Source organism: Acidovorax sp. LjRoot118 (assembly GCF_964253575.1).
Taxonomy (GTDB): domain Bacteria; phylum Pseudomonadota; class Gammaproteobacteria; order Burkholderiales; family Burkholderiaceae_C; genus Acidovorax.
In genome coordinates this window covers 816608-841726 of the sequence record NZ_CAXURB020000001.1, presented here as the reverse complement: position 1 = coordinate 841726, position 25119 = coordinate 816608, and the positions used below count along the sequence as shown (strand labels likewise).

Below are 25119 nucleotides of genomic sequence, written 5' to 3'. Positions count from 1 at the left end.
AGAATGAACCGCAACACATCCATGCGACAACAGGGCTTCACCCTCATCGAACTCATGACGGTGGTGGCGATCGTCGGGATTCTCACGGCGATTGCCCTGCCCAGCTACAACGAGTACATCCGGCGGGGGCACCGTGCCGATGCGCGCGCAGGGCTGCTGCAGGCAGCACAGTACCTGGAACGTGCCGCTACGGCGACAGGGGTCTACCCCACGACACTGCCCGCAAACCTGATGTGGACCGGGGACGCCAAAAAACGCTACACCATTTCCGTCGGCGATGGAGTGCTGGCCGCAGGCAATCCCCCTACGCAAGGCCCCTCGACGCCTGCGACCTTCACCGTGATCGCGGCGCGCAAAGCGGGAACGGCGCAGGCGGCAGACAAATGCGGCGATTTGACACTGACCAACACGGGCACGCGGGGGATACTGTCACAGTCCCCGGCCAGCGTTACCGTCGAGGAATGCTGGAACAAATGAACCGGGCCGCAACTGTTGAAAGGCAGTAGTTGCGCTAGCATGCACGCCACCATGGCGCCCTCTTCAGAACAACAACACACCACCCAAGCGCTTGAGCTAGCCACTCAGGCGCTTTGTCTTTCCAACCCCAATCCCCGCGTGGGCTGTGTGATCACGGCCCCCGACGGCCAGGTCCTCGGCCAGGGCTTCACCCAGCAGGCGGGCGGCCCGCATGCCGAAGTCATGGCGCTGCGCGATGCGGCGGCACGGGGCAACGACGTGCGGGGAGCCACCGCGTACGTCACGCTGGAGCCCTGCTCCCACCAGGGCCGCACGGGGCCCTGCTGCGATGCGCTGATCGGTGCCGGCATCGGCAAGGTGGTGGCCTCTCTGGCAGACCCGAACCCGCTGGTCTCGGGTCAGGGCTTCGCGCGCCTGCGCGCTGCCGGCGTGGACGTGGTTGTGGGCCCTGGCGCCAAGGAGTCGCGCGAACTCAACATCGGTTTCTTCAGCCGCATGGTGCGCGGCACGCCCTGGGTGCGTGTGAAGACCGCCGCCTCGCTCGACGGCACCACCGCGCTGGCCAATGGCCAGAGCCAGTGGATCACCTCGCCCGCCGCCCGCACCGATGGCCATGCCTGGCGCGCCCGCGCCTGCGCCGTGCTCACGGGCATAGGCACGGTGCTCGACGACGACCCGCGCCTGGACGTGCGCGAGGTCACCACGCCGCGCCAGCCGCACCTGGTGATCGTGGACAGCCAGTTGCAGACCCCGCTGGAGGCGCGCCTTTTCTCCGTGCCGGGCCGCACCTGCCTCATCTACACCGCAAGCGACGATGCCACGAAAAAAGCGGCCCTGGAGGGCCGAGGGGCCACGGTGATCCGCCTGCCCAACCCACAGGGCAAGGTGGACCTGGGCGCCATGCTCAAGGACCTGGGCCAGCGCAGCGTGAATGAACTGCATGTGGAGGCGGGCCACAAGCTCAACGGCTCCTTTCTGCGCGAAGGGCTGGCGGATGAAATGCTGCTCTACCTGGCCCCCAGGCTACTGGGACCTGGCCTCGGCATGGCCCAGACAGCCCCCTTGCACACCCTGGAGGAGGGGACCGCTCTCGACTATGCTTCGGTAGAGCGCATCGGACCCGACCTGCGCATCGTGGCCCGGGTTCAGGGGCGCGATAGCTTCTGACCAACGGCCCCATGGTCCATGTCTGGCCAACGCACCAAAACAACCCAGCACCACCCCGGTGACTCACGCCACATCCTGGCGCATTTTTTGCTTAATTTTGGTGCACTCATTGCATGCCGCAGTGAAACGCACCAAAACAGATCAAACAAACGCGTGGAGATGGTATGGAAGCACTCAAACAGGGCACGGACGCCTTGTTCATTCTGCTCGGGGCAATCATGGTGCTGGCCATGCATGCCGGGTTTGCCTTTCTGGAGCTGGGCACGGTCCGCAAGAAGAACCAGGTGAATGCGCTGGTCAAGATCCTGGTGGACTTCTCCGTGTCCACCGTGGTGTACTTTGCGGTGGGCTACAGCGTGGCCTATGGCACGCATTTCTTCGTGGGGGCAGACACCCTGGTCCAGCAAAGCGGCTATTCGCTGGTCAAGTTCTTCTTTCTGCTCACCTTCGCAGCGGCCATTCCGGCCATTGTGTCGGGCGGTATTGCCGAACGCGCCAAGTTCTGGCCGCAACTCATGGCCACGGCCATCATCGTCGGCTTCGTCTACCCCTTCTTCGAGGGCATCGCCTGGAACCAGCACTTCGGCGTGCAGGCCTGGATCAAGTCGTTGACCGGCGAAGAGTTCCATGACTTCGCGGGCTCGGTCGTGGTGCATGCCGTGGGCGGCTGGATCGCCCTGCCCGCCGTGGTGCTGCTCGGCTCGCGCGCCAACCGCTATCGCAAGGATGGCGCCATCTCGGCCCACCCGCCATCAAACATCCCCTTCCTGGCCCTCGGGGCCTGGATCCTGGTGGTCGGCTGGTTCGGCTTCAACGTGATGAGTGCGCAGACCGTGGACAAGCTCTCGGGCCTGGTGGCGGTCAACTCGCTGATGGCCATGGTGGGCGGCACGCTGGCCGCCCTGGTGCTGGGCAAGAACGACCCGGGCTTCGTGCACAACGGCCCACTGGCCGGCCTGGTGGCGGTGTGCGCGGGCTCCGACCTGATGCACCCACTGGGCGCGCTGGTCACAGGCGCCATTGCCGGCACCATCTTTGTGCTGCTGTTCACGCTGACGCAGAACAAATGGAAGATCGACGACGTGCTCGGCGTCTGGCCCCTGCATGGGCTGTGCGGCACCTGGGGCGGCCTGGCGGCGGGCATCTTCGGCAGCAAGGCCCTGGGTGGCCTGGGCGGGGTGGCCTTCACCGCACAGCTGATCGGCACCAGCATGGGCGTGGTCTGGGCCCTCCTGGGCGGGCTGGTGGTGTACGGGGCCCTCAAGGCCACCGTGGGCCTCAGGCTGTCGCAGGAAGAGGAGTTCGATGGCGCAGACCTTTCCATCCACAAAATCAGCGCAACGCCGGACCGCGAAGTGAGCTGGTAAGCAGCGACCGGGCGGCGGCACCGTTCACACAGCGTTACGTTTCGGCGCACCGTCCGACAGCGGCGACTGGGGCGGCGGGATATACCTTCTGTAGTATCCAGAAAGTCCCCTCCAATGCCAGCCCCCATCGCTCTCAAAGACCTTGCCGCCACCGCCCGCTATGGCTGGATGGGGCTGGTCGCCACACTCGCGGTGGCCGTGATCACCGGTTGCGCTGGGTTGCCCCAGGACGTGGATCGCCCCGAATCCAACGCCCTCGCCTCCCCTGCCGGCACCCCGCTGGGGCAAATGGTGGAGGCCAACCGCCAGGCGGCGGCAGGTCGTTCCCCTTCGGGCTTTCTGCTGCTGGGCGGGCCCCAGGCGGCCTACAGCAGCCGCCTGGCACTGGTGGAAGCGGCAAAGAAGACACTGGACCTGCAGTACTACGCCATCCACGCCGATGCCAGCACCGAGCGCCTGCTCAAGGGCGTGGTGTCGGCCGCCCAACGCGGGGTCAGGGTCAGGGTGCTGCTCGATGACTTCCACAGCGCCGGGCGCGATGCGCAGGTCATGCGCCTGGCCTTCGTGCCCAACATCGAGATGCGCATGTTCAACCCGCTCACCGGCGCGCGCGGCTCCTCGCTGGGGCGCATGTTCAGCGCCGTGGCCGATTTTTCGCGCGCCCAGCAGCGCATGCACAACAAGCTCTTCATCGCCGACAACGCCATGGGCGTCACCGGCGGGCGCAACCTGGGCGACGCCTACTTCGGCAACGCCGATGCGGGCAACTTCGTCGACCTGGACGTGCTGGCCGCCGGGCCCATCGTGCAGGACCTCTCGCGCAGCTTCGACCACTACTGGAACAACCAGCGCGCCTACCCCGTGCAGTCCCTGGTCACGCGCGAGGAACTGGACACCATGCGCAGCCAGTACGAGGCGGCCGACGTTGCCGAACGGGAACGCCAGGTGGCCCTTGACACCACGCCACCGCCCCCTGCCGCCAGCGCGCCAGCCCCGGGCCAGGACGACCCTGGCGGTGTTGGCGCCCAGCGCAGCCGCATCTGGGACTACCAGCCCATGGACCTGGGCGCCGTGTCCTTTGTCTGGGCACCGGCTGTGGTGCTGGTTGACCAACCCGCCAAGATCCCGGCCGAAGGCGTCGCCGCCCCTCCATCTCCCGACGCAGCACCTGCCAGCGGATCCAATGCCCGGCAGGCCGCGCGCATCGCCCCTCCTGCAGGGGGCGTGGCCGCCAACGGCACTGCAGCCCTCCCGTCCACCGACGCAGCCGATGCCGGTGAGGGCGACACGGTGGTGGACGGCCTGCTGCATTTGATGGGCCAGGCCCGGCGCGAATTGCTCATCGTCTCGCCCTACTTCGTGCCCGGCCCCGACATGAAGCAGGCCTTTGCCCAGGCCCGCCAACGTGGCGTTCGTGTGCGGGTGCTCACCAACTCGCTGGCGTCCAACGACGCCCCCATAGCCCATGCCGGCTATGCCCGGCACCGGCCGGAGTTGCTGGCCATGGGGGTGGAGCTGTACGAAATGCGCAGCGAGCTCACCGGCCTGGGCAGTGCCTTCGGCAGCCCGGGCGGCTCATCGGGCCGCAGCGGCTCTTCGCCCACCGGCTCGGTGGGCAGCTCGCGCGCCATGCTGCACTCCAAACTGCTGGTGATGGATGGCCGCCTGGTCGCCATCGGCTCCATGAACCTCGATATGCGCTCGCAAAAGCAGAACACCGAGATCGCGTTGCTGATCCGCAGCACCGAGCTGTCCCGGCGCATCACCACGCGGCTGGAACCGGCCCTGGGCGAACTGGCGTGGCGCGTGGAACTGCAGCAGCCGGGCGGCCAGTTGCTGTGGCATGCGCCACAGGGCAGCGGCCTGCAGGACAGCACTACCGAGCCCGATGCCAGCGCGCCGCTGCGCCTGCTGCTGCAACTGCTCGGCCCGCTCGCCCCGGACCACCTGTTGTGATTCAGACCGTGACGCGGTCCTGCAACGCGTCCACCCAGACCGTGATGGCGCGCTGGTCCGTCATGGTCCTCACATGCTGGTACGCCGCCTCGCCCTCGGGGAAGCGCCGGCGCATCAGGTTCAGCCACTGCTTGAGGCGGCCCGCGCGCTGGCGCGGCTCCAGGTCCTCGCAGACCAGTTGCCAGAATGCGGCGATGTGCGGCAGCAGGTCGGCCCATTGCACGGTGTCCGAGCCCGGCTCCCCCGCATCCGTGGCACGGATGGCGCGCGCCAGCCCCGGGTCGGCCACCATGCCACGCCCCAGCATCAGCGCATCGCAGCCCGATACCTCGCGGCAGCGCAGCGCGTCGGCCACCGTCCAGATCTCGCCATTGGCGACCACGGGCAAGGCCACGGCCGCACGGATGGCCGGTATCTGCTCCCAGTAGGCCGGGGGCCGGTAGCCGTCGGCCTTGGTACGGGCATGCACCACCAACTCGCAGGCGCCGCCCGCCTCCACGGCCTGTGCGCACTCGCGCATCAGGCCGCTGTCATTGAAGCCCAAACGCATCTTGGCGGAGACCGGCAGATGCGCCGGCACGGCGCGCCGCACCGCCGCCACCAGCGCGGCGATGCGCTCGGGCTCCTGCAACAGGGCCGCCCCGCCGCCGTGGCGGTTGACCACCTTGGCCGGGCAGCCGAAGTTCAGGTCGATCCCCTCCGGACCCAGCGCGGCCAGGCGCGCCGCATTCTCGGCCATGCTCACCGGGTCGGAGCCCAGCAACTGGGCGCGCACCGGCACCCCGGCCAGCGTGCGGCTGCCGTTGCGCAGCTCGGGCAGGTAGCGCAGGAACACCTTGTCTGGCAGCAACGTGCCCGTGATGCGGATGAACTCCGACACGCAGCGGTCCACCCCGCCCACCCGGGTAAGCACGTCACGCAGCACAAAATCGAGAAGCCCCTCCATCGGGGCGAGCAGCAGGGTCATCGCGCAGCAAACATCACAGAAAGAAAGCCCGCCGTGTGGGCGCAGCCAACCTGCGATTGTGCGGCAGGCGGGTCATCACAGCGTCATGCCCCGGTGCTGCAATGGTGGGTCATTGCCTTGCGCCTTCACCATGCTGCTCCAAAAAACCGACAAAGCCCGCCTGGAACTCTCGCCCGGTGTCCGCACCCTGAGCCTGCGCGAGCGGTCGCTGCTGCTGCTGGCCGACGGTAAATCCCTGTCGGACCTGCAGGCCATGTACAACGGCATCGGCGCGCAGATCGTGGACAACCTCATGCGCCAGGGCTACCTCACCGGCCCGGCCACCCTGCCCGAAGCGCCGCTGCCCACGGCTACAGTGGCTGCAGTGGCAACACCCGAGCCCCCCACCACAACATCGGCAGGTAAGCCCAACGACGCCCTGCGCTCGCTGGCCGGCACGCGCATGTACCTGTTCGACATCTGCGAGCGCATGTTCGCGCGCCGGGACCCCGCCCTAGCCCGGCAGTTCCACGAGGCCCTGCGCGGTGCGCGCGACCGCTCCAGCATGCTCGACGTGGGCGAAGCCCTGCTGGATGAAGTGGCGCAAATGGCAGGGCCCGAGCGCGCCCAGACCATTCGCGACCGCATGGACCAGCTGCTGCCCCAGGAACCTGCGGGCACACCGTCCCCGGTGTAATCGGAGGCTGCCGCAGGGCCTGGGTTCAGCCGATGGCCGCCAGCCGCCAGAGCGAAGTCACCTCGGCGGAGCGGGCGGCGTGCAAGGCATCACCGGCGTCGACGGCTTTGGCATGCCGGGGCTGCACGTCGTGCCGACCCAGGATGCGCAGGCCACCCTCGGCGATCCAGGCCAGCAATTGCTCGCGCGGCCGCAGTTCCAGGTGCTCGGCCAGGTCCGACAGGATCAGCCAGCCTTCTCCGCCTGGCTCCAGGTGGGCCGCCAGGCCCGCCAGAAAGCCACGCAGCATGCGGCTGCCCTCGTCGTACACGGCATGCTCGATGGGTGAGCTCGGGCGCGCAGGCACCCAAGGGGGGTTGCACACCACCAGCGGCGCCCGCCCCGGAGGGAACAGGTCGGCCTGCAGCAGCTCCACCCGGTCGAGCACACCCAGGCGCTTCAGGTTGTCAAGCGCACAAGCCATGGCGCGCGGGTCCTGGTCGGTGGCCACCACACGCTGCACGCCGCGGCGCACCAGCACGGCCGACAGCACACCCGTGCCCGCACCGATGTCGAACGCCAAGGCGGTGGACGGCAAGGAGGTGTTTGCTACCAGGTCCACGTACTCCCCCCGCACGGGCGAGAACACGCCGTAGTGGGGGTGGATGCGGTTGTGCGGCCCCTCGCCCAGGGCAGGGATTTCCACGCCTTTCTTGCGCCATTCGTAGGCACCCACCAGACCCAGCAGCTCGCGCAGCGTGGCCACCGAGCCGTCGCCGCTGGCCGGGCCCCAGGCCTCGGTGCAGGCCTGGCGCCAGTCCGGCGCACGGCGCAGATCGATGCCGTAGTCCGCCCCCAGGGGGATCAGGACCGACGACAGCACCCGCGCGCGCTGGGCTTGCGCCTGGCGGTGCAGGTGAAACGCCTGCGCCGGGGTGGCCGTGGCCGCCTTTTCGGCGGCCTTGGCCGCCGCCTTGGCCGGCTTGCGGTCCACCCGGCGCATCAGCGCCTGCAGCAGCATGCGGGCATTCTGGAAATCGCCCTGCCAAAGCAGGCCCGTGCCCTCGCAAGCCAGGCGGTAGGCCGTATCGGCAGACAGGGTGTCATCGGCGGTCACCATCCGGCGGGGGGGCGGGGCGCTGCTTTCGGAGCGCCACTGGGCACTGTGGGCCTGGCCCAGGTGGTTCCACTCGATCATCGGGGCCTTAGTTGATGGGGCGCTTCAGGCGCACTTCTTCGATCTTGACGCCACCGATCACGGCGGTCTTGGCGGTGGAGAGTTCCTGCTTGAAGCCGGCCATTTCGTGGAAACGGATGGCGCGCTCGTTGCGCAGGGGCACCCAGGCGGTGACATTGGTGCAGCCTTCTTCCTGAAGGCCATCGCGCGCGGCATCCCACAGGGCCAGGCCTACGCCCTGGTTCCAGTGGGTGGGGGCGGCGTAGATGGCCCAGATTTCGCCCGTGGTGGGGCGGGATTTCTCATCGCGCGAGCGGTCATAGCCGACAAAGCCGACGATCTTCTCGCCATCGATGGCCACCTGCACCTGGGGCTCGCAATATTCGATGGCTTCGCGCCAGTAGGCCTGGCGCTTGTCGACGGAAGACATGGACTTCAATTGCTCGTCTGGCACCAGCCCTTTGTAAGCCTCTTGGGCGGAGACGGTGTGGATCTGGGCGATGGCTTTGGCATCGCGAAGCGTAGCGGGACGAACCTGGATACTGGACATGAAAAAACCGAACGAAAACGGGGGGTGAAAAAACAAAAGGACCGGCATTGTCGCCGCAAACGGTTTTTCACCCCTCGCCAGTAGGGTACCCGGCCCTGCGCGCCCCACGCAGGCGGGGGAGCAAAGCGGGCCGTCAGGCCATGGCCAGAGAGCCTCCGAGCCCGTCCCCAGCGCGCTCGCGGGCCGATTGGGCCAGCGCGCGCTTGTTGCGCGGGCGGGGCACTTTCACTTCCGGCGGCATGCCGTTGATGGCGTTCAGGCCCACCACCAGCGTCACGCTGCGCGAGCCGCCATCGCGTTCATCCGGGGCATAGGCGCGGTAGCTGCCGCTGCCCTGGCCGTGGCTGCGTTGCACGGTATGGAACACAATGCGCACCCCGCTCACCCGGTGGCCGCTGAAGGGCAGCACGCGCAGGCGGGCATCGCGGTCCAGCGCCAGCCCCATGCAGCCAGGGCGGTTGATGAGGTCGGTGCGCACGCTGCGCCAGGTCAGGCCGTTGTCGGTGGAAAACTGCCAGTTGCCCGCCTGTGCATCCAGGTGCTCGACGATGACGCCTGCCGAGGCCAACAGGTCCGGGCAGTTGTCGTGCACGATCTGGGCCATGCAGTTGCCGCCCACCCCCACTCCGGCGGAAGGCTTGTGCTCTGGCGACGAAATCGGTGGGTTCTGAAGAGCGCTGGCAGTCATGTTGTATTCCCCTGGTGGTTGATGGATGGTTGGTCCGACCCAACCGCCGCAGTGCGCAGCCGCCATGCGACATTCTGTTCACTGCATGGAGGAAAGTCTAGAAACCGCAGGGGCCGGCGTCCATCGCACAAATGGACTAGTTCGCACAGTTCCCTGGCGCGTTGTTGTGCGCAATACTCACGGGATGCCTGCCAGCCTGTTGCTTATTGACGACCACACCCTGTTTCGCACCGGTTTGCGCCTGATCGTGCAGGACCACCCCCTGGTGGGATCCATTGCCGAAGCGGGCTCCATTGCCGAAGCCTGTGCCCTGCCCCCTGCCCCGATGGACCTGGTGCTGCTGGACATCCAGCTGCCGGGCATGAGCGGGCTCGACGGGCTGCGCCTGCTGCGCCAGTCCTACCCCAGCGCCCGTATCGTGCTCGTCTCGGCCAGCATTGCGCCGGATGCGGTGTACGAGGCGCGCTCGCGCGGCGCCGACGGTTTCCTGCCCAAGTCGGCCAGCGGCGAGGACATCCTGGAGGCGATCAGCGTGTCCCTGTCTGGCGCGCCCTGTTTCCCCCCCAACAGCGGCAATGCCTCCACTACCCGCACGTCCGCTGCGCCCAGCCTCACCGCGCGCCAGCTTGAGGTGCTGTCGCTGCTGTGCACCGGCAAGCCCAACAAGGTCATCGCGCGCCACCTGGGCCTGAGCGAGAACACCGTGCGCGTGCATGTGGCGGCCATCTTTGCACAACTGGGCGTCAACAGCCGCAGCGCGGCGCTGCTGGCCGCGCAGCGCCTGGGCCTGTCCATGCCGCCGCTCCATGACATTGTCTGAAGCCCTGCCGCTGATCCCGCGCTGGCCCTGGACGCGCCGGCGCTGGGAGCGCGATGAAGTCCTGCGCGAGCAGGTCACGCTGCTGCGCCAGAACTTCCCCATGACCTTGCTGGCATCCCTGGCCACGGCCCTGGGCACCCTGTGGGTGATGGCACGCGTGGCCGACACCCAGGTGGTCAGCATCTGGCTGGTCTCGCACGCGCTGGTGGTCATAGGGGTGTACGTCACGCTGCGCGGCATGGCACCGCAGCGCGATCCGGTGCTGCACTCGGCGCGCAAGCTCATGGCCTGCATGGCCGCCATGGGCCTGAGCTGGGGCAGCCTGGGCTACGTGGTGCTGTACTGGGGCACGCCGGAGAGCGTGATCTACGCCATCGGCATCGTCAGCACCGTCTCCTCCGGTGCGCTGGGCCTGGGGGCGCCGCTGTACCGCGCCTACATCACCTACCTCACCTGCGCGGTCGGGGGCATCTTCGTGGCCGTGGCCATGAGCGGCGGCCCGGCCATGTGGCCCGCCCTGTTCCTGGTGCTGGTGTACTACGCCCTGACCGGCCTGCAGGCCAGTACCGGGGACACCGCCACGCGCCGCAGCATCGCCCTCAAGCTCGAAAACGAGCGGCTGGTGGCCGAATTGCGCGCCGAGTCGCACCGAGCGCTGGCTGCACAGGCAGAGGCCGAGCGTGCAGACCGCGACAAATCGCGCTTTCTCGCCGCCGCCAGCCACGACCTGCGCCAGCCGCTGCACGCGATGGGCCTGTTCCTCGAAACCCTGCAGCGCAGCCCCATGAGCCCGCACCAGCTCACCGTGCTGGGCCACGCGCAGGCGGCTTCGGGCGCGGCGGTCGAGATGCTCACCACCTTGCTCGACTATTCGCGCCTGGAGGCCGGTGTCGTCAAGATGCGGCCCGCCGCCTTCGCCGTGCAACCCCTGCTGACCGCGCTGGAGCAGGAGTTCGGCGTGCAGGCCGACAATTGCGGGCTGGTGTACCGCACGCACGAGACCTCCACCGCAGCCCATGCCGACCGCTCGCTGGTCATGCTGGTGATGCACAACTTCATCTCCAATGCGCTGCGCTACACGGCGCGCGGCGGCGTGCTCATTGCCTGCCGCCGCCGCGGCCGGCGCATCGCGCTGGAGGTCTGGGACACCGGGGCGGGCATACCGCAAAGCCAGTGGGAAAACATCTTCCAGGAGTTCCACCAGTTGGGCAACCCCGAGCGCGACCGCCGCAAGGGCCTGGGTCTGGGCCTGGCCATCGTGAAACGCCTGGCGCGCGAGATGGGTACCTCGGTGGAGCTGAGCTCCCGCCCCGGCCGGGGCTCGGTGTTCCGGCTCTGGCTCGACGCCTGGCAGGGCGCCCTGGAGGACGAGGCCCCGCCCTCCTTCAACCACTTCGATCTCACGGGGCTGCACGTGCTGGCCATCGACGATGACGAATCGGTGCGCCTGGGCATGCAGGCCCTGCTGCAAAGCTGGGGTTGCCACTGCACCACGGCCGAATCCAGTGCCGATGCGCTCGAACACATCGAGGACAGCACGCCCGACCTGATCATCACCGACTTCCGCCTGCGCCACGAAGAGACCGGCAAACAGGTGCTGCAGGCCCTGCGTGCCTACCTGGGGGTGTCGGTGCCCGCCATCATCATGACCGGGGACACCTCGCCCCAGCGCCTGCGCGACGCGCAGACCACCTCGGCCCTGCTGCTGCACAAGCCGGTGTCCACCGGGCAGTTGCGCGATGCCATCGTGCAACTGGTCAGCGGCACGCCGTCACCCACCGAGGCCCCGCCGACCGAAGCAGCTACAGCCAGCGGCGAAGAAGCCCCATGACCTGGTCGAAGCGCGCGCCGTAAGGCGGGTAGAACATCGAGCCCATCGCCCAGCGCGACTGCACCAGGACCGACTTCTGGTGGCAAAAGCGCAGGAAGCCCTGCTCGCCGTGGTAGGCGCCCCAGCCGCTGTCACCCACTCCGCCAAAGGGCAGGTTGTCGTGGGCGATGTGCATCAGCGTGTCGTTCACCGTCACACCACCGCTCACGGTCCGGCGCAGCACGTCGTCGCGCGCCGCCTCGCTCTGGCCGAACCAGTACAGCGCCAGCGGCCGCGGGCCGGCATTGATGTGCGCCACGGCGTCGTCCAGGCGCTCGTAGGAGATCACGGGCAGCACGGGCCCGAAGATCTCCTCCTGCATGATCTGCATGTCGGAGGTGACGCCAAACACCAGCGTGGGCAGCATCTGGCGGCTCGCCCCATCGCCCAGCGTGCCCACGGTGTTCACCACCGGCTTGCCCGCTGCGGGATCGATGGGCTGCACTTCGGCCCCCTGCGTCTGCGCCTGCTGCAGCATGGTGCGTAGCCGTGCATGGTGGCGCGGCGTGATGATGGAGGCGTAGTCCGGGTTGCCCTCGATGGTGGGGAACAGGCGCGCCACGGCGGCCCGGTAGGCATTGGCAAACTCGGTCTCGCGCCCGCGCGGCACCAGCAGGTAGTCGGGCGCAATGCAGGTCTGGCCGGCATTGAGCAGCTTGCCGTGGGCGATCTTGAGCGCCGCGTCCTGCATGTCGCAGTGGCCGTCGATGATGCAGGGCGACTTGCCACCGAGCTCCAGCGTGGTGGGTGTGAGGTTCTGCGCGGCCGCGATGGCCACCTTGCGCCCTACGGGCGTGGAACCGGTGAACACCAGGTGGTCGAACGGCAGCGAGGCAAACAGTGCCGCCAGGTTGGCATCGCCCTGCACCACGCAGAATTCGTCGGGGGCAAAGAACTGCGCCACCAGCAGCGCCAACTGGGCCGAGGTGTGCGGCGTAAGCTCGCTGGGCTTGAGCATCACGCGGTTGCCCGCAGCCAATGCCGTGATGGCGGGCGCAAGCGCCAATTGCACAGGGTAGTTCCAGGGAGCGATCACGCCCACCACACCGAGCGGCTGGCGCTGTATGTGCGCGGAGGCAGGCTGAAGGTAGATGGGTGTGCGCACCTTCTGCGGCTTCATCCAGCGCGCCAGGTGCTTCAAGGTATGCGACAGCAGGGTGCGCAGCACGAAGAAATCCGCCACCTCGGTGAGCCGGGGCGAACGCATGCCGAAATCGGCCTGCACCGCCGCCGCCAGCACGGGCCCATTTTCATTGAGCAGCTTGCGCATGCGCAGCAGGCGCTCGCGGCGCACGAGCAAAGGCACCTCGACCTGGGTGCGGCTGGCCTGCCGCTGGGTTTCAAAAAGGGCGTGGATGTCGGCTGGTGTCATGGAGCGCATGATAGAGCGCCCGGCCCCTGCCGCCGGACCATGCCGGCGCGTCTAGAGGGGCATGCCGAGCACCGCTTTCAGCGCTTGTTGCGGCTTTGCACCAGCGCTCAGCGCAGCTCGCGCGGCTCCACATCGGTCACCTCCACGGCGCTGGGCAGCACCCCGCCGCGCCGCGATGGCGCTGCCGACTCCGCCGCCCCATCGGGCGGGCGCGCAGCCCCCCATTGCGCCCTGGAGCGCATGGCAGCGCTGAATCCCGTGCGCGGGTCGACCCGCATGACCCAAGGGGTCATGGGCCGGCCCGTGAGCCGTGCCCAGGTCGCGCGCGTTGCCCACGCCAAACCCAGCACCAGCGCTGCAGCCAGCAGGCTTAGGAACACCACCAGCCCCATGGCCAGCACCAGGGCACGCAGCGCAAAGCGCACCAGACCCGAAACAAGATTGTTCAAACGACACCTTTCCTTTCAACAGGGCGGGCTCCCATGGCCGCCCCTTCCCCGATCAAGCAGGCTCGGACGCACCGCCAAACTGGAACACCCCCGGGTCCAGCACCGGGTCCACCGTCACCGGAATCACGCTCTTGGGCGGGAACCGGCCTTCCAGCAGCAGCTTCGACAGGGGATTCTCGATGCGCTGCTGGATGGCCCTCTTGAGCGGACGGGCACCGAACACCGGATCGAACCCCACCTTGGCCAGTTCTTCGAGCGCCGGGGCCGAGATCTGCAAGTGCAGGTCCATCTTGGCCAGGCGCGCTTCGAGCAGTTGCAGCTGGATGCGTGCAATCGCCTCGATGTTCTTCGCATCCAGCGCATGGAACACCACCGTCTCATCGATCCGGTTCAGGAATTCGGGTCGGAAATGGTTCTTGAGTTCCCCCCACACCGCTTCCTTGATGTCCTCGGCGTCCTGCCCCACCATGGCCTGGATCAGGTGCGAGCCGATGTTGCTGGTCATCACGATCACGGTGTTCTTGAAGTCCACGGTGCGGCCCTGGCCATCGGTCAGGCGGCCATCGTCGAGCACCTGCAGCAGCACGTTGAACACGTCGGGGTGGGCCTTCTCCACCTCGTCGAGCAGCAGCACGCTGTAGGGCTTGCGGCGCACGGCTTCGGTCAGGTAGCCGCCCTCCTCGTAGCCCACGTAGCCCGGGGGCGCACCGATCAGGCGGGCCACCGAGTGCTTTTCCATGAACTCGCTCATGTCGATGCGGATCAGGTGGTCCTCGCTATCGAACAGAAAGCCTGCCAGCGCCTTGCACAGCTCGGTCTTGCCCACGCCCGTGGGGCCCAGGAACAGGAAGGAGCCCGTGGGGCGGTTGGGGTCGGACAGACCCGAGCGCGAGCGGCGGATGGCGTTGGCCACGGCGGTGATGGCCTCTTCCTGGCCCACCACGCGCTCGTGCAGTTTGCCCTCCATCTGCAACAGCTTGTCCTTCTCGCCCTGCATCATCTTGGCCACCGGGATGCCCGTGGCGCGGCTCACGACCTCGGCAATCTCCTCGGCACCCACCTGCGTGCGCAACAGGCGCGGCGCGCTCGCCACGCCGTCCTTGCCATCTTCCTTGGCCTGGGCTTCCTTGAGCTGGCGCTCCAGGTCGGGCAGCTTGCCGTACTGCAGCTCGGCCACCTTGTTGAAGTCGCCCTTGCGGGTGAACTCCTCGATCTGGAACTTGAGCTTGTCGATGGCTTCACGCACGTGCGCACTGCCCTGGGCCTGGGCCTTTTCGGCCTGCCAGATTTCGTCGTAGTCGGCAATCTCCTTTTGCAGGCGCACGATCTCTTCTTCGATCAGGCCGAAACGCTTGACCGAGGACTCGTCCTTCTCGCGGCGCACGGCCTCGCGCTCGATCTGCAACTGGATCAATCTGCGGTCGAGCTTGTCCATGACTTCGGGCTTGGAGTCCATCTCGATCTTGATCTTCGATGCCGCCTCGTCGATCAGGTCGATCGCCTTGTCGGGCAGGAAGCGGTCGGTGATGTAGCGGTGCGACAGCTCCGCCGCGGCCACGATGGCCGGGTCGGTAATGTCCACGCCATGGTGCACCTCGTACTTTTCCTGCAGGCCGCGCAGGATGGCGATGGTCGCCTCAACCGTGGGCTCACCCACGAGGATCTTCTGGAAGCGGCGCTCCAGCGCGGCGTCCTTCTCGATGTACTTGCGGTATTCGTCGAGCGTGGTGGCACCCACGCAGTGCAGCTCGCCACGCGCCAGGGCCGGCTTGAGCATGTTGCCCGCGTCCATGGCCCCCTCGCCCTTGCCGGCGCCCACCATGGTGTGCAACTCGTCGATGAAGACAATGGTCTGGCCCTCGTCCTTGGCCAACTCGTTGAGCACGGCCTTCAGGCGTTCCTCGAACTCACCACGGTACTTGGCACCGGCCAGGAGGGCCGCCATGTCCAGGCTGAGCACACGCTTGCCCTTGAGCGACTCGGGCACCTCGCCAGCCACGATGCGCTGGGCCAGGCCTTCCACGATGGCGGTCTTGCCCACACCGGGCTCGCCGATGAGCACCGGGTTGTTCTTGGTGCGCCGCTGCAGCACCTGGATAGCACGGCGGATCTCGTCGTCGCGGCCGATCACGGGGTCGAGCTTGCCCATGCGGGCGCGCTCGGTGAGGTCCATGCAGTATTTGGCCAGCGCGCCGCGCTGGCCTTCGGCATCGGCGTTGTCCATCTTCTGGCCGCCGCGCACGGCCTCGATGGCCGCCTCCAGGCTCTTGCGCGTGAGGCCGTTGTCCTTGGCGATGGTGGCGGCCTCGCCCTTGCTGTCGATCAGCGCGAGCAGGAACAGCTCGCTGGCGATGAACTGGTCACCACGCTTGATGGCCTCTTTCTCGGTGGCCTGCAGCACGCGGCCCAGCTCGGGGCCGCCCTGCACCTGCTCCTGGCCGTGCACGGCCGGCAGGCGCTTGACGGCGCTTTCCGCAGCGGCCAGCAGGCCCTGCACATTGGCACCGGCGCGCTGCAGCAGCGCGCGCGGCCCGTCTTCCTGGCGCAGCATGGCCACGAGCATGTGCACGGGCTCGATGTAGGCGTTGTCATTGCCCAGCGCAAGGGTCTGGGCGTCGCTCAGGGCTTCCTGGAACTTGGTGGTGAACTTGTCGAGACGCATGGGTGAATGTCCTTCCGAATTGCGTCACACATGGGGACTTTCGGCACCCTTTTCAAGCATCCCGAGCCTGGGTCAGGGCCATCAGGCGGCGTCAGTCCCACCTTGTGCGCCTGCTTTGGCGGCGCGGCGCACAAAATTACCAAGATTTACATGTCACCGTGGGCCGGTGCAATGCCCCAGCGGGCCAGCGCCGCGTCGTCGCTCACGCGCGCATCGACCCAGCGCGCACCCGCAGGGGTGACTTCCTTCTTCCAGAACGGCGCCTGGGTCTTGAGGTAGTCCATCAGGAACTCGCAGGCCTCGAAACTCTGGCCCCGGTGGGCACTGGTGACCGCCACCAGCACGATCTGGTCGAGCGGCTGCAGCAGCCCCACGCGGTGGATCACGCGCACGCCAAAGAGCTCGAAGCGCCCGAAGGCGGCCTCGACCATCGCGGCAATGGACTTTTCGGTCATGCCCGGGTAGTGCTCCAGCTCCAGGGAGGCCACGTCGTCGCCATCGTTGCGGTCGCGCACCGTGCCCACGAAGGCGCACACCGCGCCCACGCGGCGGTCTTCGCGGCGCAGCGCTGCGACTTCGGCGGACAGGTCGAAGTCCGCCGTCTGGATGGAGACACTGCCTGCCGGGCGGGTAGTCATGGAGAGCGGTGCAGGCGGGGGGCGGCCAGCAGGGCACGCTCCTCTTCCAGCACTTTTTCCAGTTGCACGAGCGCGGGGGTGCGTGGCAGCTTGGCCACCAGGGCCTGCAAACGCGTGACATCGGTCACCGTCGGGGCCACTTTCACCTGCGCGATGGCCGCAGGGTGGTTGCCGGATTGGATCAACGCCAGTACCTTCGTGGGCCATTCACTCTTGGGTTTTGCCATGGATCTGTTTTTTTCTGAAGGAAATGATTGTCTGTAGGATCCAGAGAACTGTACCCCTACCTGACATGGCCACACAAACCATCACCACCGAAAAATACAAGCTCTACCCGTCGCCGCGCAACCGCAGCAAGGATATCTTCGCGCATGAGGTGTTCGTGCCCTACCCCTATGCCCTGGTGGACCTGGACAGCATGGACCTGGCAGGCCAGTCGACGCTGTTCGCCGCCTGCCGGCTGTCGGACATGAAGATGGGCCAGGTGGTGACCTTCGAGCTGGATGCGGACCGAACGAAGTTCGAGCGGCTGTTCACGCCCGACTGACGGCCCGGCCAAGTCGCCAATAATGCGTGCGGTGCCGCCGGACCGGCCGCCCCATACACCGGCCTCGCAAGGGCATTTCACTCCAGCATGAAATTTTCAGACATCACGCAGCGCCTGCAATCGGTAGAACACGACAACAACATCGACGTCCTGCGCGCCTGCGCCATCCTCTCGGTGGCGCTGCACCACTTCTCGGTCTACGCCGGCATCCCGGTGCCGCTGTTCGGCCCCGATGGCGGCGGCATCGGCGTGCAGCTGTTCTTCCTGATCTCGGGCTACCTCATCATCCAGAGCGCCGAGCGCAACAGCCTGGGCGACTATGCCAAGGCACGGTTCTTTCGCATCTTCCCGGTGTACTGGGTCGCCCTGGTGGGCATCGTGCTGGTCGAGATGGCGTTGGTCCCCGGGTTCCGGCAACTGGTGGCCAACGACTACCCGCACTTCCTGCTCAACCTGCTCAACCTGCAGCAGCTGTCCGTGCGCAGCAGCCTCTTCTTCGACCGCGTGCACGTGGGCTGGACGCTCACGGTAGAGCTCTTCTGGTATGCCATCGTGGTGGTGCTGGCCCTGGTGGCGCACCGCGTGCGCTGGCGGCATTTCTGGCTGGGCGTGCTGGTCCTGTCCACCCTGCTGTCCATCGCCTGGATCAAGACGGCCAACACCGGCGCGCTCGACTTCCTGTACCTGGCCCAGGCGCGCAACGCCGGGGTGGAATTCACGCCCCTGCTGCAGCATGTGCTGATCAAGTCCAACATCGTGGGCTACCTGTACTTCTTCGTGATGGGCACGGTGATCTACCGGTACGAGAAGGTGCTCAGGCGCATCCCCAGCAGCATCCTGTGGCCGGTGGCGCTGCTGCTGATCTTGCTGTGGTCGCAGTGGCAGGTCGTGGTGGGGTTGGCGCCGCAGCCGCTGGCCGCCGTGGGCCTGGCCTGCGTGTTCATCCTGTTCCTCAAGCTGCCGCCCATCAAGGACGTGCTGGTGCGCTACATCGGCAAGATTTCTTATTCGCTGTACCTCGTCCATGCCAAGGTGATGGTCGTGGTCTATGCCAACCTGCAATGGTCGGGCGCAGGCGCCCACCTCACCGTCGTCATTGCCACCTTGCTGCTGGCCACTGCGCTGTACTACACCGTGGAGCAGCCCATGATCGACTACGGCAAGCGCTTTCGCAGCAAGAACCGCAGCAGCGTGCCGGACAGCGCCGCGGCCTGACCCTTCCATTGCCATTTCGACCTGCCTGCGCCATGCACGACGACGACAACCAGATCCATGTTCCCCCGTCCTTCATGGCCGTGTACAGCGATGCCCGCCAGCGCCTGCGCGAGCCGGCCAGCGTGGTGCGAACGCGCTACGAGCTGTGCGAAGACCTGGCCGGGCACCTGGTGGAGCATGCGCAGACGCTCTACCACGTGCAGGCGCCTTCCGAAACCGAGATCCTGCGGCGCATCCATGCCGGGCTGTGCACCGCCGAGTCCGGCGTCTCCGTGTCCGAGGCCACCTGGATCGTGACGCGCCTGGCCGAGTTGCTGGTATGGCAGTGCCCCGAACTGATCGCCCCTGTGGAGCCGGCGCCCGAGCAGGGCTGACGCGCTCCCCGCTATACTGCTCGCCATGACCACCCACTGCACCCTGGCCCTTCCTACCGCACCCGCGGTGGCAGGGCATTGCGTGGTCAAAGCCAAAAAACCAGAGCTCATCTGACCGGAGCTGTGGTTCCGTCCGGATGAGCGACGGAACCCCTGGCAGAAAGACAGCTCCCTTTTCCCTTTCCCCCTTTCTCTCCCGGTATTCCGCGCGCGCAGCCTGGCGGTTCTTCCCTTGGTCGAACCCTGAAAGGATGTTTTCGCATGTCCCCCCTGCCGATTGCCACTGCGGCTGTAGCTTCTGCAGCCAACCACCCCACCAGCCCCGTCTTCAGCGGTCTATGGATCGCCCTGGTCACGCCGTTCAAGGACGGCGCGGTGGACCACCCTGCCCTCGCCGCCCTGACAGCCCGGCTGCGTGCCGACGGCGTCTCGGGCTTCGTCGCCTGCGGCTCCACCGGGGAGGCCGCCGCCATGGACAAGGCCGAGCAGTTGCAGGTGCTGGAAACCACGCTCGAAGCCGCCCGCGATCTGCCCGTAGTGATGGGAGTCTCGGGCTACCACCAGGGCCAGGTACTGGACCAGGTGCAGGCCCTGGCGTGCTACCCGCTGGCGGGCCTGCTGGTGTCCGCGCCGCATTACATCCGCCCGTCACAGGACGGTCTGCTGCACTGGTTCCGCGCCATCGCCGACGCCAGCACGGTGCCCGTGGTCATCTACGACATTCCGTACCGCACGGGCGCCACACTCACCCCCGAGACGCTGCTGGCACTGGCGGCACACCCACGCATCCAGGCCATCAAGGACTGCGGCGGCAGCACGGCCAAGACGCAAGCCCTGATCGCGGATGGCCGCCTCCAGGTGCTGACGGGTGAAGACGCGCAAATCTTCAATACGCTGGCGCTGGGCGGCGCGGGCGCCATCTCTGCCTGCGCGCACTGGCAGACACCGCAGTTTGTGGAACTCGTGGGCTTGCTGCGCGGGGGCGATCTACCCCAGGCCCGCCGCACATGGCAGGCCCTGCAACCCTGGATCGAGGCTTGCTTTGCCGAACCCAACCCTGCCCCGCTCAAGGCCATGCTCGCGCATGCAGGAGAGATGCGCAATGAACTGCGCGCACCCATGATGGTGGCCTCGCAAGACCTGGTGCAACGCCTGCGCGCCCTCTAGGAGCGTGCGCGGCAGACCGGTTCAGCCTCCCGTGACCGGGGGGAAGAACGCCACCTCGGCGCCCTCGTGCAGGGCGGCGGTCTCGCCGCTCATCACCTGCTCCAGCGCCATGCGCACGGCCCGGCCCCGGGCCAGGCTCGCGGCGTGGGCGCCGCCGCGCGCGATCAGCTCGTCGCGCAGTTCGCCCAGGGTCGCCGCAGCGGTGTCCACCGCTTCGCTGCCCTGGCCGATGGCCTCGCGGATGGAGGCGAAGTAGCGCACCGTGATCTTCATCCCAGCAGCTCCGCAAAGGCAATGAACTGCACCGTATCGCCCGGCGCAATGGTCTGGCCGGCAGGGTTGTCCACCACGCCATCACCCCAGGCGGCGGAGGTGAGCACGCCCGAGCTCTGGTTGGCAAACAGATCGAGGCCCCCCGCCGCGTTGTGCCGCACGCGCAGGAACTCGCGGCGCTTGTCGGCCCGGGGCCAGGCGAAATGCGCCGTGGCCGGCAGCGCGCGTGGGGCGACGGCCTGCACGCCCTGCAGGCGCAGCACGAAGGGCCGCACCAGCAGCGCGAAGGTCAGGAAGCTCGATACCGGGTTGCCGGGCAGCCCCATGAAGTGGGCGTTGCCGATACGCCCATAGGCAAAGGGCTTGCCCGGCTTCATGGCGATCTGCCAGAGATCGAGCGTTCCCAGCGACTCCACGGCGGGCTTGATGTGGTCCTCTTCACCCACGGACACGCCGCCGCTGGTGAGGATCAGGTCATGGGCTTCGCTCGCACGCTGCAGGGCCTCGATGGTCGCATCGCGCCGGTCGGGCACGATGCCCAGGTCCGTTACCTCGCAACCCAGGCGCAGCAGCATGGCGCGCAGGAAGAAGCGGTTGCTGTTGTAGATGGCACCCGGGCGCATCTGCTCGGGCGGCACGTCCCCCGGCATGACCAGTTCGTCGCCGGTGGAGAACAGCGCCACGCGGGGGCGGCGCCCCACCTGCAGCTGGTGCAGGCCGATGCTCGCCGCCAGGCCCAGTTCCGCCGGGGTCAGGCGCATGCCGGCAGACAGCACCACCGCGCCGCGGGTGATGTCCTCGCCAGCACGGCGTATCCACTGGCCGGCAGTCGGCACGGCATTGATCCGCACCTTACCGTCGTCCAGGGCTTCGCAGTCCTCCTGCATCAGCACCGCATCGGCGCCGTCGGGAATCGGAGCCCCCGTGAAGATGCGCGCGGCCGTGCCCGGCTGCAAAGGCGCCCCCGCACTGCCGGCGGCGATGCGTTGCGACACGGGCAACACCTTGCCTGCAGTCGCCACGTCGGCGCGGCGCACGGCGTAGCCGTCCATGGAACTGTTGTCGGTGGGAGGCACCTGCAAGGACGAGACGGCGTCCTGGGCCAGCACCCGGCCGTCCGCCTCGAAGGTGGTGACCGTATCGGTGCCTGCCAGCGGGGTGGCACGCGCCAGCAGCTCGGCCAGTGCATCGGCCAGGGACTTGAGGGTTTTGAAAGCGGTGAGAGGTCTCATTGGTGCAGGTCCCAGTCGTATTCGAAGCGCTCGGCATACTGCAGCAGCCAGTCCACCACCTGCGCAGGGTCGTTCAGGTCGAGCAGGGGCAGGCCGGTGGGCACAGGCAACTGCCCCGGCGCATCGGTGGCCACCGCCGCCACGAAGTCGTCTTCGGCGTAACGCACGGGCTTGGGGGCCTGGCCGGCCTCGGGGGCGCGCCAGACCTCGACCTTGAGCAGGTCGCTGTCCTTGAAGCCCTCCACCAGCACCCAGTCCACGCCCTGGTACAGCTCGGCGAGCAGGTGGTGCACGGTGAGTTCGGCAGGCCGCTCGAACTCGCGCACCAGCGCCAGGCGCCGGTCGGAGGCGGCCACCACCTCGAAGGCACCGGCCTCGCGGTGGCGCCAGGTGTCCTTGCCCACGTGATCGATGTCGAAACTGTGATGTGCGTGCTTGACCACCGAGACCCGCAGGCCGCGCAGCCGCATTTCGGGAATGAGCTGCTCGACCAGCGTGGTCTTGCCGCTGCCGGAGAACCCTGCAAAACCTACAACCTTCATCCCATGCTCCTGCACAAGGCCATGGCACCCATGGACCACCCAAGCTCCGTCAAAAGAGCGAAAGGGGCGCCACCCTGGGCGCCCCGAATGGCAACCCCTGTCCGGCGCGCCGTGGCGCGGCTGGGCAGGCGGCACCTCCTCACTGGCAGTGGCGCTCGATGTAGGCCTGCACCAGGCGCACGTCGGCAGGCATCACCTGCACGCGCTTGGGCAGGTCCTCGATGCCGGCGAACTTCGCAGGTCGCTCGGGCGAATGACCCAAGGCCTCGACGATGGTCTCGGCGAACTTGATGGGCAGGGCCGTCTCCAGCACGATCATGGGCACGGCCGGGTCGCTGTGGTGTTCCAGCGCCACCTTCACGCCGTCGGCGGTGTGGGTGTCGATGGTCACGCCATGGCGCTGGAAGTTGCCCCTGATGGTGGCCAGGCGGTCGGCATGGGTGCTCTTGCCGCTCTCGAAGCCGTAGCGGGTAGCCGCCTCGGCAAAGAGCGGGTCGGCGCTCAGGTCGAATTTCCCCTCCTTGGCCAGCGCACCGCCGAACAGGGCCTTGGTGCGTGCGCCGTCGCGGCCCAGCAGGTCGAACACGAAGCGCTCGAAATTGCTGGCCTTGCTGATGTCCATCGAAGGGCTGGACGTTTCATGCGTGTCGGCGCTGCTGCGCACGCGGTACACACCGGTGCGGAAGAACTCGTCGAGCACGTCGTTCTCGTTGGTGGCCAGCACCAGCTTGGCGATCGGCAGGCCCATGGAGCGCGCCACATGGCCCGCGCAGATGTTGCCGAAGTTGCCGCTGGGCACCGTGAAGCTGACCTGCTGGTCGTTGCGCTCGGTGGCCTGCACGTAACCGGCAAAGTAGTAGACCACCTGCGCCAGCAGGCGCGCCCAGTTGATGGAGTTGACGGTGCCGATCTTGTACTTGCGTTTGAAGGGCAGGTCGTTGCTCACGGCCTTGACGATGTCCTGGCAGTCGTCGAACACGCCTTCGATGGCGATGTTGTGGATGTTCTCGTCCTGCAGGCTGAACATCTGCGCCTGCTGGAAGGCACTCATGCGGCCGTGCGGGCTGGTCATGAAGACGCGCACGCCCTTCTTGCCGCGCATGGCGTACTCGGCCGCGCTGCCGGTGTCGCCGCTGGTGGCGCCCAGGATGTTGAGCTCCTCGCCGCGGCGGTTCAGTTCGTACTCGAACAGGTTGCCCAAGAGCTGCATGGCCATGTCCTTGAAGGCCAGCGTGGGGCCGTTGGACAGGGCTTCGAGCCACAGGCTGTTTTCCAGGTGGCGCAGGGGCACGATCTCGCCGGTGCCGAAGACCTCGGCCGTGTACGTCTTCTCGCACAGCGCCTTCAGGTCGGCGGCCGGGATGTCGTCGATGTACAGCGACAGGATCTGGAAGGCCAGCTCGGCGTAGCCCTGCTCGTGGTAGGCCTTGCGCAGGCGCGTGAGCATGGCGTCGTCGACCTGCGGGTAGTGCTCGGGCAGGTACAGGCCGCCATCGGGGGCCAGGCCTTCGAGCAGGATGTCGCAGAACTGCTTGCGGTCTGCATGGCCGCGGGTGCTGAGGTATTTCATGGTGGTGTCCCGTCTGCGTTCACAACGCAGGTGCCGGCTGCGTCAGTTGAGTTCTTCCTTGCGGATGCGCGTGATCGGGGCCAGCACGGTGGGCAGGGCCTGCATCTGGGCCAGCACGGTGTCCATGGTGCCTTCGCGCGTGTCGTGCGTGAGGATGATGAGGTCGGTCTGGGTGGAGCCTTCTCCACCCACTTCGTCGGCTTCGCGCTGCAGCATGGCATCGATGCTGATGCCGGCCTCGGCCAGCAGGCCGGTGACCTTGGCCAGCACGCCGGCCTGGTCGGCCACGCGCAGGCGCAGGTAGTAGCTGGTGACCACTTCGCTCATGGGCAGCAGCGGCAGCGTGCCCATGGCATCGGTCAGCGTGTTGGCCTGGAAGGCCAGGTGCGGCACGCGGTGCTCGGGGTCGGCCGTGTGCAGGCGGGCGATGTCCACCAGGTCGGCAATCACGGCGCTGGCGGTGGGCTCGCTGCCCGCGCCCTTGCCGTAGTACAGCGTGGTGCCCACGGCATCGCCCTGCACCACCACGGCGTTCATGGCGCCTTCGACGTTGGCGATCAGGCGCTTGGAGGGCACCAGGCTCGGGTGCACGCGCAGCTCGATCCCCTTGTCCGCGCGCTTGGTGATACCCAGCAGCTTGATGCGGTAGCCCAGTTGCTCGGCGTACTTGATGTCGGCCGCGCCGAGCTTGGTGATGCCTTCGACGTAGGCCTTGTCGAACTGCACCGGGATGCCGAAGGCGATGGCGCTCATCAGCGTGACCTTGTGCGCGGCGTCCACGCCTTCGATGTCGAACGTGGGGTCGGCCTCGGCATAGCCCAGGCGCTGCGCTTCCTTGAGCACCACGTCGAAATCCAGGCCCTTGCTGCGCATCTCGGAGAGGATGAAGTTGGTGGTGCCGTTGATGATGCCGGCGATCCACTGGATGCGGTTGGCCGTGAGGCCTTCGCGCAGCGCCTTGATGATGGGGATGCCACCAGCCACGGCGGCCTCGAAAGCCACCATCACGCCCTTGGCCGAGGCAGCCGCGAAGATCTCGGTGCCGTGCACGGCCAGGAGCGCCTTGTTGGCGGTGACCACATGCTTGCCTGCGGCGATGGCTTCGAGCACCAGCGCGCGGGCGATGCCGTAGCCACCGATGAGCTCGATGACGATGTCGATGTCGGGGTTGGCGATGATGGCGCGGGCGTCGTTGACGACCTGGATGTCAGCACCCACTGCGGCCCGGGCACGCTCCACGTCCAGATCGGCCACCATGGTGATCTCGATGCCGCGGCCCGCGCGGCGGCGGATTTCTTCCTGGTTGCGCTGCAGCACGTTGAACACGCCGCTGCCGACGGTGCCGATGCCCAGCAGGCCTACTTGGATGGGTTTCATGGTCATA

At 67.4% G+C, this 25119-nt stretch carries 25 protein-coding genes; 11 read left to right on the top strand and 14 right to left on the bottom strand.

The window, feature by feature from the left end:
• Positions 1-3: 3 nt before the first annotated feature.
• From ACSQ9E_RS04010 to ACSQ9E_RS03995, 4 genes are all read left to right on the top strand, one after another.
• Positions 4-477, top strand: coding sequence for a type IV pilin protein (locus ACSQ9E_RS04010; RefSeq protein ID WP_436216963.1), 474 nt, complete (start codon positions 4-6; stop codon positions 475-477).
• Between the two features lie 39 nt (positions 478-516).
• Positions 517-1644 carry a bifunctional diaminohydroxyphosphoribosylaminopyrimidine deaminase/5-amino-6-(5-phosphoribosylamino)uracil reductase RibD gene (gene ribD / locus ACSQ9E_RS04005; protein WP_436216962.1) on the top strand — a complete coding sequence of 376 codons (1128 nt, stop codon included), beginning with the start codon at positions 517-519 and terminating at the stop codon, positions 1642-1644.
• A gap of 164 nt (positions 1645-1808) precedes the next feature.
• Complete coding sequence (locus tag ACSQ9E_RS04000; protein WP_436216961.1) at positions 1809-3011, top strand: ammonium transporter; 1203 nt, start codon at positions 1809-1811, stop codon at positions 3009-3011.
• Positions 3012-3125: 114 nt separating this feature from the next.
• On the top strand, positions 3126-4967 hold the full coding sequence (locus tag ACSQ9E_RS03995; RefSeq protein ID WP_427999710.1) for a phospholipase D family protein: 1842 nt from the start codon (positions 3126-3128) through the stop codon (positions 4965-4967).
• A 1-nt stretch (position 4968) separates the two neighbouring features.
• On the opposite strand, the gene ACSQ9E_RS03990 is transcribed toward ACSQ9E_RS03995, so the two are convergent.
• Positions 4969-5934, bottom strand: coding sequence for a tRNA dihydrouridine synthase (locus tag ACSQ9E_RS03990; RefSeq protein ID WP_436216960.1), 966 nt, complete (start codon positions 5932-5934; stop codon positions 4969-4971).
• A gap of 130 nt (positions 5935-6064) precedes the next feature.
• Here ACSQ9E_RS03990 and ACSQ9E_RS03985 point away from each other — a divergent pair, with 130 nt between their 5' ends.
• A complete protein-coding gene (locus ACSQ9E_RS03985; protein ID WP_436216959.1) occupies positions 6065-6610 on the top strand; it encodes a hypothetical protein in 546 nt (181 codons plus the stop codon).
• Between the two features lie 25 nt (positions 6611-6635).
• Here the strand turns inward: ACSQ9E_RS03985 and ACSQ9E_RS03980 are convergent, their stop codons facing one another.
• From ACSQ9E_RS03980 to ACSQ9E_RS03970, 3 genes are all read right to left on the bottom strand, one after another.
• The gene (locus ACSQ9E_RS03980; protein WP_436216958.1) at positions 6636-7787 is read right to left on the bottom strand and encodes a methyltransferase; all 1152 of its coding nucleotides are present in this window, start codon (positions 7785-7787) and stop codon (positions 6636-6638) included.
• A gap of 7 nt (positions 7788-7794) precedes the next feature.
• On the bottom strand, positions 7795-8316 hold the full coding sequence (locus ACSQ9E_RS03975; RefSeq protein WP_057267911.1) for a GNAT family N-acetyltransferase: 522 nt from the start codon (positions 8314-8316) through the stop codon (positions 7795-7797).
• 133 nt (positions 8317-8449) lie between these two features.
• The gene (locus tag ACSQ9E_RS03970; protein WP_057202165.1) at positions 8450-9004 is read right to left on the bottom strand and encodes a hypothetical protein; all 555 of its coding nucleotides are present in this window, start codon (positions 9002-9004) and stop codon (positions 8450-8452) included.
• A 184-nt stretch (positions 9005-9188) separates the two neighbouring features.
• Here ACSQ9E_RS03970 and ACSQ9E_RS03965 point away from each other — a divergent pair, with 184 nt between their 5' ends.
• Positions 9189-9824: a response regulator gene (locus ACSQ9E_RS03965; RefSeq protein ID WP_057202164.1), complete on the top strand. Its 636-nt coding sequence runs from the start codon at positions 9189-9191 to the stop codon at positions 9822-9824.
• Positions 9811-11655, top strand: coding sequence for an ATP-binding response regulator (locus ACSQ9E_RS03960; protein WP_057202163.1), 1845 nt, complete (start codon positions 9811-9813; stop codon positions 11653-11655). Before ACSQ9E_RS03965 ends, ACSQ9E_RS03960 begins: the two co-directional genes overlap by 14 nt.
• Here ACSQ9E_RS03960 and ACSQ9E_RS03955 read toward each other — a convergent pair.
• The 5 genes from ACSQ9E_RS03955 to ACSQ9E_RS03935 all read right to left on the bottom strand — a co-directional run bounded on the left by ACSQ9E_RS03955 (position 11627) and on the right by ACSQ9E_RS03935 (position 17042).
• A complete protein-coding gene (locus tag ACSQ9E_RS03955; RefSeq protein ID WP_436216957.1) occupies positions 11627-13066 on the bottom strand; it encodes a coniferyl aldehyde dehydrogenase in 1440 nt (479 codons plus the stop codon). The two genes, ACSQ9E_RS03960 and ACSQ9E_RS03955, sit on opposite strands and share 29 nt — an antisense overlap.
• Positions 13067-13173: 107 nt before the next feature.
• Positions 13174-13515: a hypothetical protein gene (locus ACSQ9E_RS03950; RefSeq protein ID WP_436216956.1), complete on the bottom strand. Its 342-nt coding sequence runs from the start codon at positions 13513-13515 to the stop codon at positions 13174-13176.
• A gap of 52 nt (positions 13516-13567) precedes the next feature.
• A complete protein-coding gene (gene clpB, locus ACSQ9E_RS03945) occupies positions 13568-16177 on the bottom strand; it encodes an ATP-dependent chaperone ClpB (protein WP_436216955.1) in 2610 nt (869 codons plus the stop codon).
• A gap of 146 nt (positions 16178-16323) precedes the next feature.
• A complete protein-coding gene (locus ACSQ9E_RS03940) occupies positions 16324-16815 on the bottom strand; it encodes a molybdenum cofactor biosynthesis protein MoaE (protein ID WP_057202159.1) in 492 nt (163 codons plus the stop codon).
• Positions 16812-17042 carry a hypothetical protein gene (locus ACSQ9E_RS03935; protein ID WP_007849068.1) on the bottom strand — a complete coding sequence of 77 codons (231 nt, stop codon included), beginning with the start codon at positions 17040-17042 and terminating at the stop codon, positions 16812-16814. The genes ACSQ9E_RS03940 and ACSQ9E_RS03935 overlap by 4 nt, the downstream gene beginning before the upstream one ends.
• Positions 17043-17107: 65 nt before the next feature.
• On the opposite strand from ACSQ9E_RS03935, the gene ACSQ9E_RS03930 reads away from it, so the two are divergent.
• The 4 genes from ACSQ9E_RS03930 to dapA all read left to right on the top strand — a co-directional run bounded on the left by ACSQ9E_RS03930 (position 17108) and on the right by dapA (position 20118).
• Positions 17108-17362 carry a hypothetical protein gene (locus ACSQ9E_RS03930; protein ID WP_057202158.1) on the top strand — a complete coding sequence of 85 codons (255 nt, stop codon included), beginning with the start codon at positions 17108-17110 and terminating at the stop codon, positions 17360-17362.
• A gap of 87 nt (positions 17363-17449) precedes the next feature.
• Positions 17450-18577, top strand: coding sequence for an acyltransferase family protein (locus ACSQ9E_RS03925; protein ID WP_427999704.1), 1128 nt, complete (start codon positions 17450-17452; stop codon positions 18575-18577).
• A 32-nt stretch (positions 18578-18609) separates the two neighbouring features.
• Positions 18610-18951: a hypothetical protein gene (locus tag ACSQ9E_RS03920; protein ID WP_057202156.1), complete on the top strand. Its 342-nt coding sequence runs from the start codon at positions 18610-18612 to the stop codon at positions 18949-18951.
• A gap of 261 nt (positions 18952-19212) precedes the next feature.
• Positions 19213-20118: a 4-hydroxy-tetrahydrodipicolinate synthase gene (gene dapA, locus ACSQ9E_RS03915; protein WP_427999703.1), complete on the top strand. Its 906-nt coding sequence runs from the start codon at positions 19213-19215 to the stop codon at positions 20116-20118.
• A 21-nt stretch (positions 20119-20139) separates the two neighbouring features.
• Here dapA and ACSQ9E_RS03910 read toward each other — a convergent pair whose 3' ends face one another.
• The 5 genes from ACSQ9E_RS03910 to ACSQ9E_RS03890 form a co-directional block, all read right to left on the bottom strand.
• The gene (locus tag ACSQ9E_RS03910; RefSeq protein ID WP_057202154.1) at positions 20140-20391 is read right to left on the bottom strand and encodes a MoaD/ThiS family protein; all 252 of its coding nucleotides are present in this window, start codon (positions 20389-20391) and stop codon (positions 20140-20142) included.
• A complete protein-coding gene (locus ACSQ9E_RS03905; RefSeq protein ID WP_436216954.1) occupies positions 20388-21623 on the bottom strand; it encodes a molybdopterin molybdotransferase MoeA in 1236 nt (411 codons plus the stop codon). The genes ACSQ9E_RS03910 and ACSQ9E_RS03905 overlap by 4 nt, the downstream gene beginning before the upstream one ends.
• On the bottom strand, positions 21620-22165 hold the full coding sequence (gene mobB, locus ACSQ9E_RS03900; protein WP_057268476.1) for a molybdopterin-guanine dinucleotide biosynthesis protein B: 546 nt from the start codon (positions 22163-22165) through the stop codon (positions 21620-21622). Before mobB ends, ACSQ9E_RS03905 begins: the two co-directional genes overlap by 4 nt.
• 139 nt (positions 22166-22304) lie before the next feature.
• Positions 22305-23735, bottom strand: a complete 1431-nt coding sequence (thrC, locus tag ACSQ9E_RS03895) for a threonine synthase (protein WP_436216953.1) — start codon at positions 23733-23735, stop codon at positions 22305-22307.
• A gap of 42 nt (positions 23736-23777) precedes the next feature.
• Positions 23778-25112 (bottom strand): homoserine dehydrogenase, encoded by a 1335-nt coding sequence (locus ACSQ9E_RS03890; protein ID WP_057202562.1) that lies wholly within the window; start codon positions 25110-25112, stop codon positions 23778-23780.
• Between the last annotated feature and the right edge of the window lie 7 nt (positions 25113-25119).

Coding starts and splice junctions, on each gene's coding strand:
- ACSQ9E_RS04010 (WP_436216963.1), top strand. CDS start 4: ATGAACCGCAACACATCCATGCGACAACAGGGCTTCACCCTCATCGAA.
- ribD (WP_436216962.1), top strand. CDS start 517: ATGCACGCCACCATGGCGCCCTCTTCAGAACAACAACACACCACCCAA.
- ACSQ9E_RS04000 (WP_436216961.1), top strand. CDS start 1,809: ATGGAAGCACTCAAACAGGGCACGGACGCCTTGTTCATTCTGCTCGGG.
- ACSQ9E_RS03995 (WP_427999710.1), top strand. CDS start 3,126: ATGCCAGCCCCCATCGCTCTCAAAGACCTTGCCGCCACCGCCCGCTAT.
- ACSQ9E_RS03990 (WP_436216960.1), bottom strand. CDS start 5,934: ATGACCCTGCTGCTCGCCCCGATGGAGGGGCTTCTCGATTTTGTGCTG.
- ACSQ9E_RS03985 (WP_436216959.1), top strand. CDS start 6,065: ATGCTGCTCCAAAAAACCGACAAAGCCCGCCTGGAACTCTCGCCCGGT.
- ACSQ9E_RS03980 (WP_436216958.1), bottom strand. CDS start 7,787: ATGATCGAGTGGAACCACCTGGGCCAGGCCCACAGTGCCCAGTGGCGC.
- ACSQ9E_RS03975 (WP_057267911.1), bottom strand. CDS start 8,316: ATGTCCAGTATCCAGGTTCGTCCCGCTACGCTTCGCGATGCCAAAGCC.
- ACSQ9E_RS03970 (WP_057202165.1), bottom strand. CDS start 9,004: ATGACTGCCAGCGCTCTTCAGAACCCACCGATTTCGTCGCCAGAGCAC.
- ACSQ9E_RS03965 (WP_057202164.1), top strand. CDS start 9,189: ATGCCTGCCAGCCTGTTGCTTATTGACGACCACACCCTGTTTCGCACC.
- ACSQ9E_RS03960 (WP_057202163.1), top strand. CDS start 9,811: ATGACATTGTCTGAAGCCCTGCCGCTGATCCCGCGCTGGCCCTGGACG.
- ACSQ9E_RS03955 (WP_436216957.1), bottom strand. CDS start 13,066: ATGACACCAGCCGACATCCACGCCCTTTTTGAAACCCAGCGGCAGGCC.
- clpB (WP_436216955.1), bottom strand. CDS start 16,177: ATGCGTCTCGACAAGTTCACCACCAAGTTCCAGGAAGCCCTGAGCGAC.
- ACSQ9E_RS03940 (WP_057202159.1), bottom strand. CDS start 16,815: ATGACTACCCGCCCGGCAGGCAGTGTCTCCATCCAGACGGCGGACTTC.
- ACSQ9E_RS03935 (WP_007849068.1), bottom strand. CDS start 17,042: ATGGCAAAACCCAAGAGTGAATGGCCCACGAAGGTACTGGCGTTGATC.
- ACSQ9E_RS03930 (WP_057202158.1), top strand. CDS start 17,108: ATGGCCACACAAACCATCACCACCGAAAAATACAAGCTCTACCCGTCG.
- ACSQ9E_RS03925 (WP_427999704.1), top strand. CDS start 17,450: ATGAAATTTTCAGACATCACGCAGCGCCTGCAATCGGTAGAACACGAC.
- ACSQ9E_RS03920 (WP_057202156.1), top strand. CDS start 18,610: ATGCACGACGACGACAACCAGATCCATGTTCCCCCGTCCTTCATGGCC.
- dapA (WP_427999703.1), top strand. CDS start 19,213: ATGTCCCCCCTGCCGATTGCCACTGCGGCTGTAGCTTCTGCAGCCAAC.
- ACSQ9E_RS03910 (WP_057202154.1), bottom strand. CDS start 20,391: ATGAAGATCACGGTGCGCTACTTCGCCTCCATCCGCGAGGCCATCGGC.
- ACSQ9E_RS03905 (WP_436216954.1), bottom strand. CDS start 21,623: ATGAGACCTCTCACCGCTTTCAAAACCCTCAAGTCCCTGGCCGATGCA.
- mobB (WP_057268476.1), bottom strand. CDS start 22,165: ATGAAGGTTGTAGGTTTTGCAGGGTTCTCCGGCAGCGGCAAGACCACG.
- thrC (WP_436216953.1), bottom strand. CDS start 23,735: ATGAAATACCTCAGCACCCGCGGCCATGCAGACCGCAAGCAGTTCTGC.
- ACSQ9E_RS03890 (WP_057202562.1), bottom strand. CDS start 25,112: ATGAAACCCATCCAAGTAGGCCTGCTGGGCATCGGCACCGTCGGCAGC.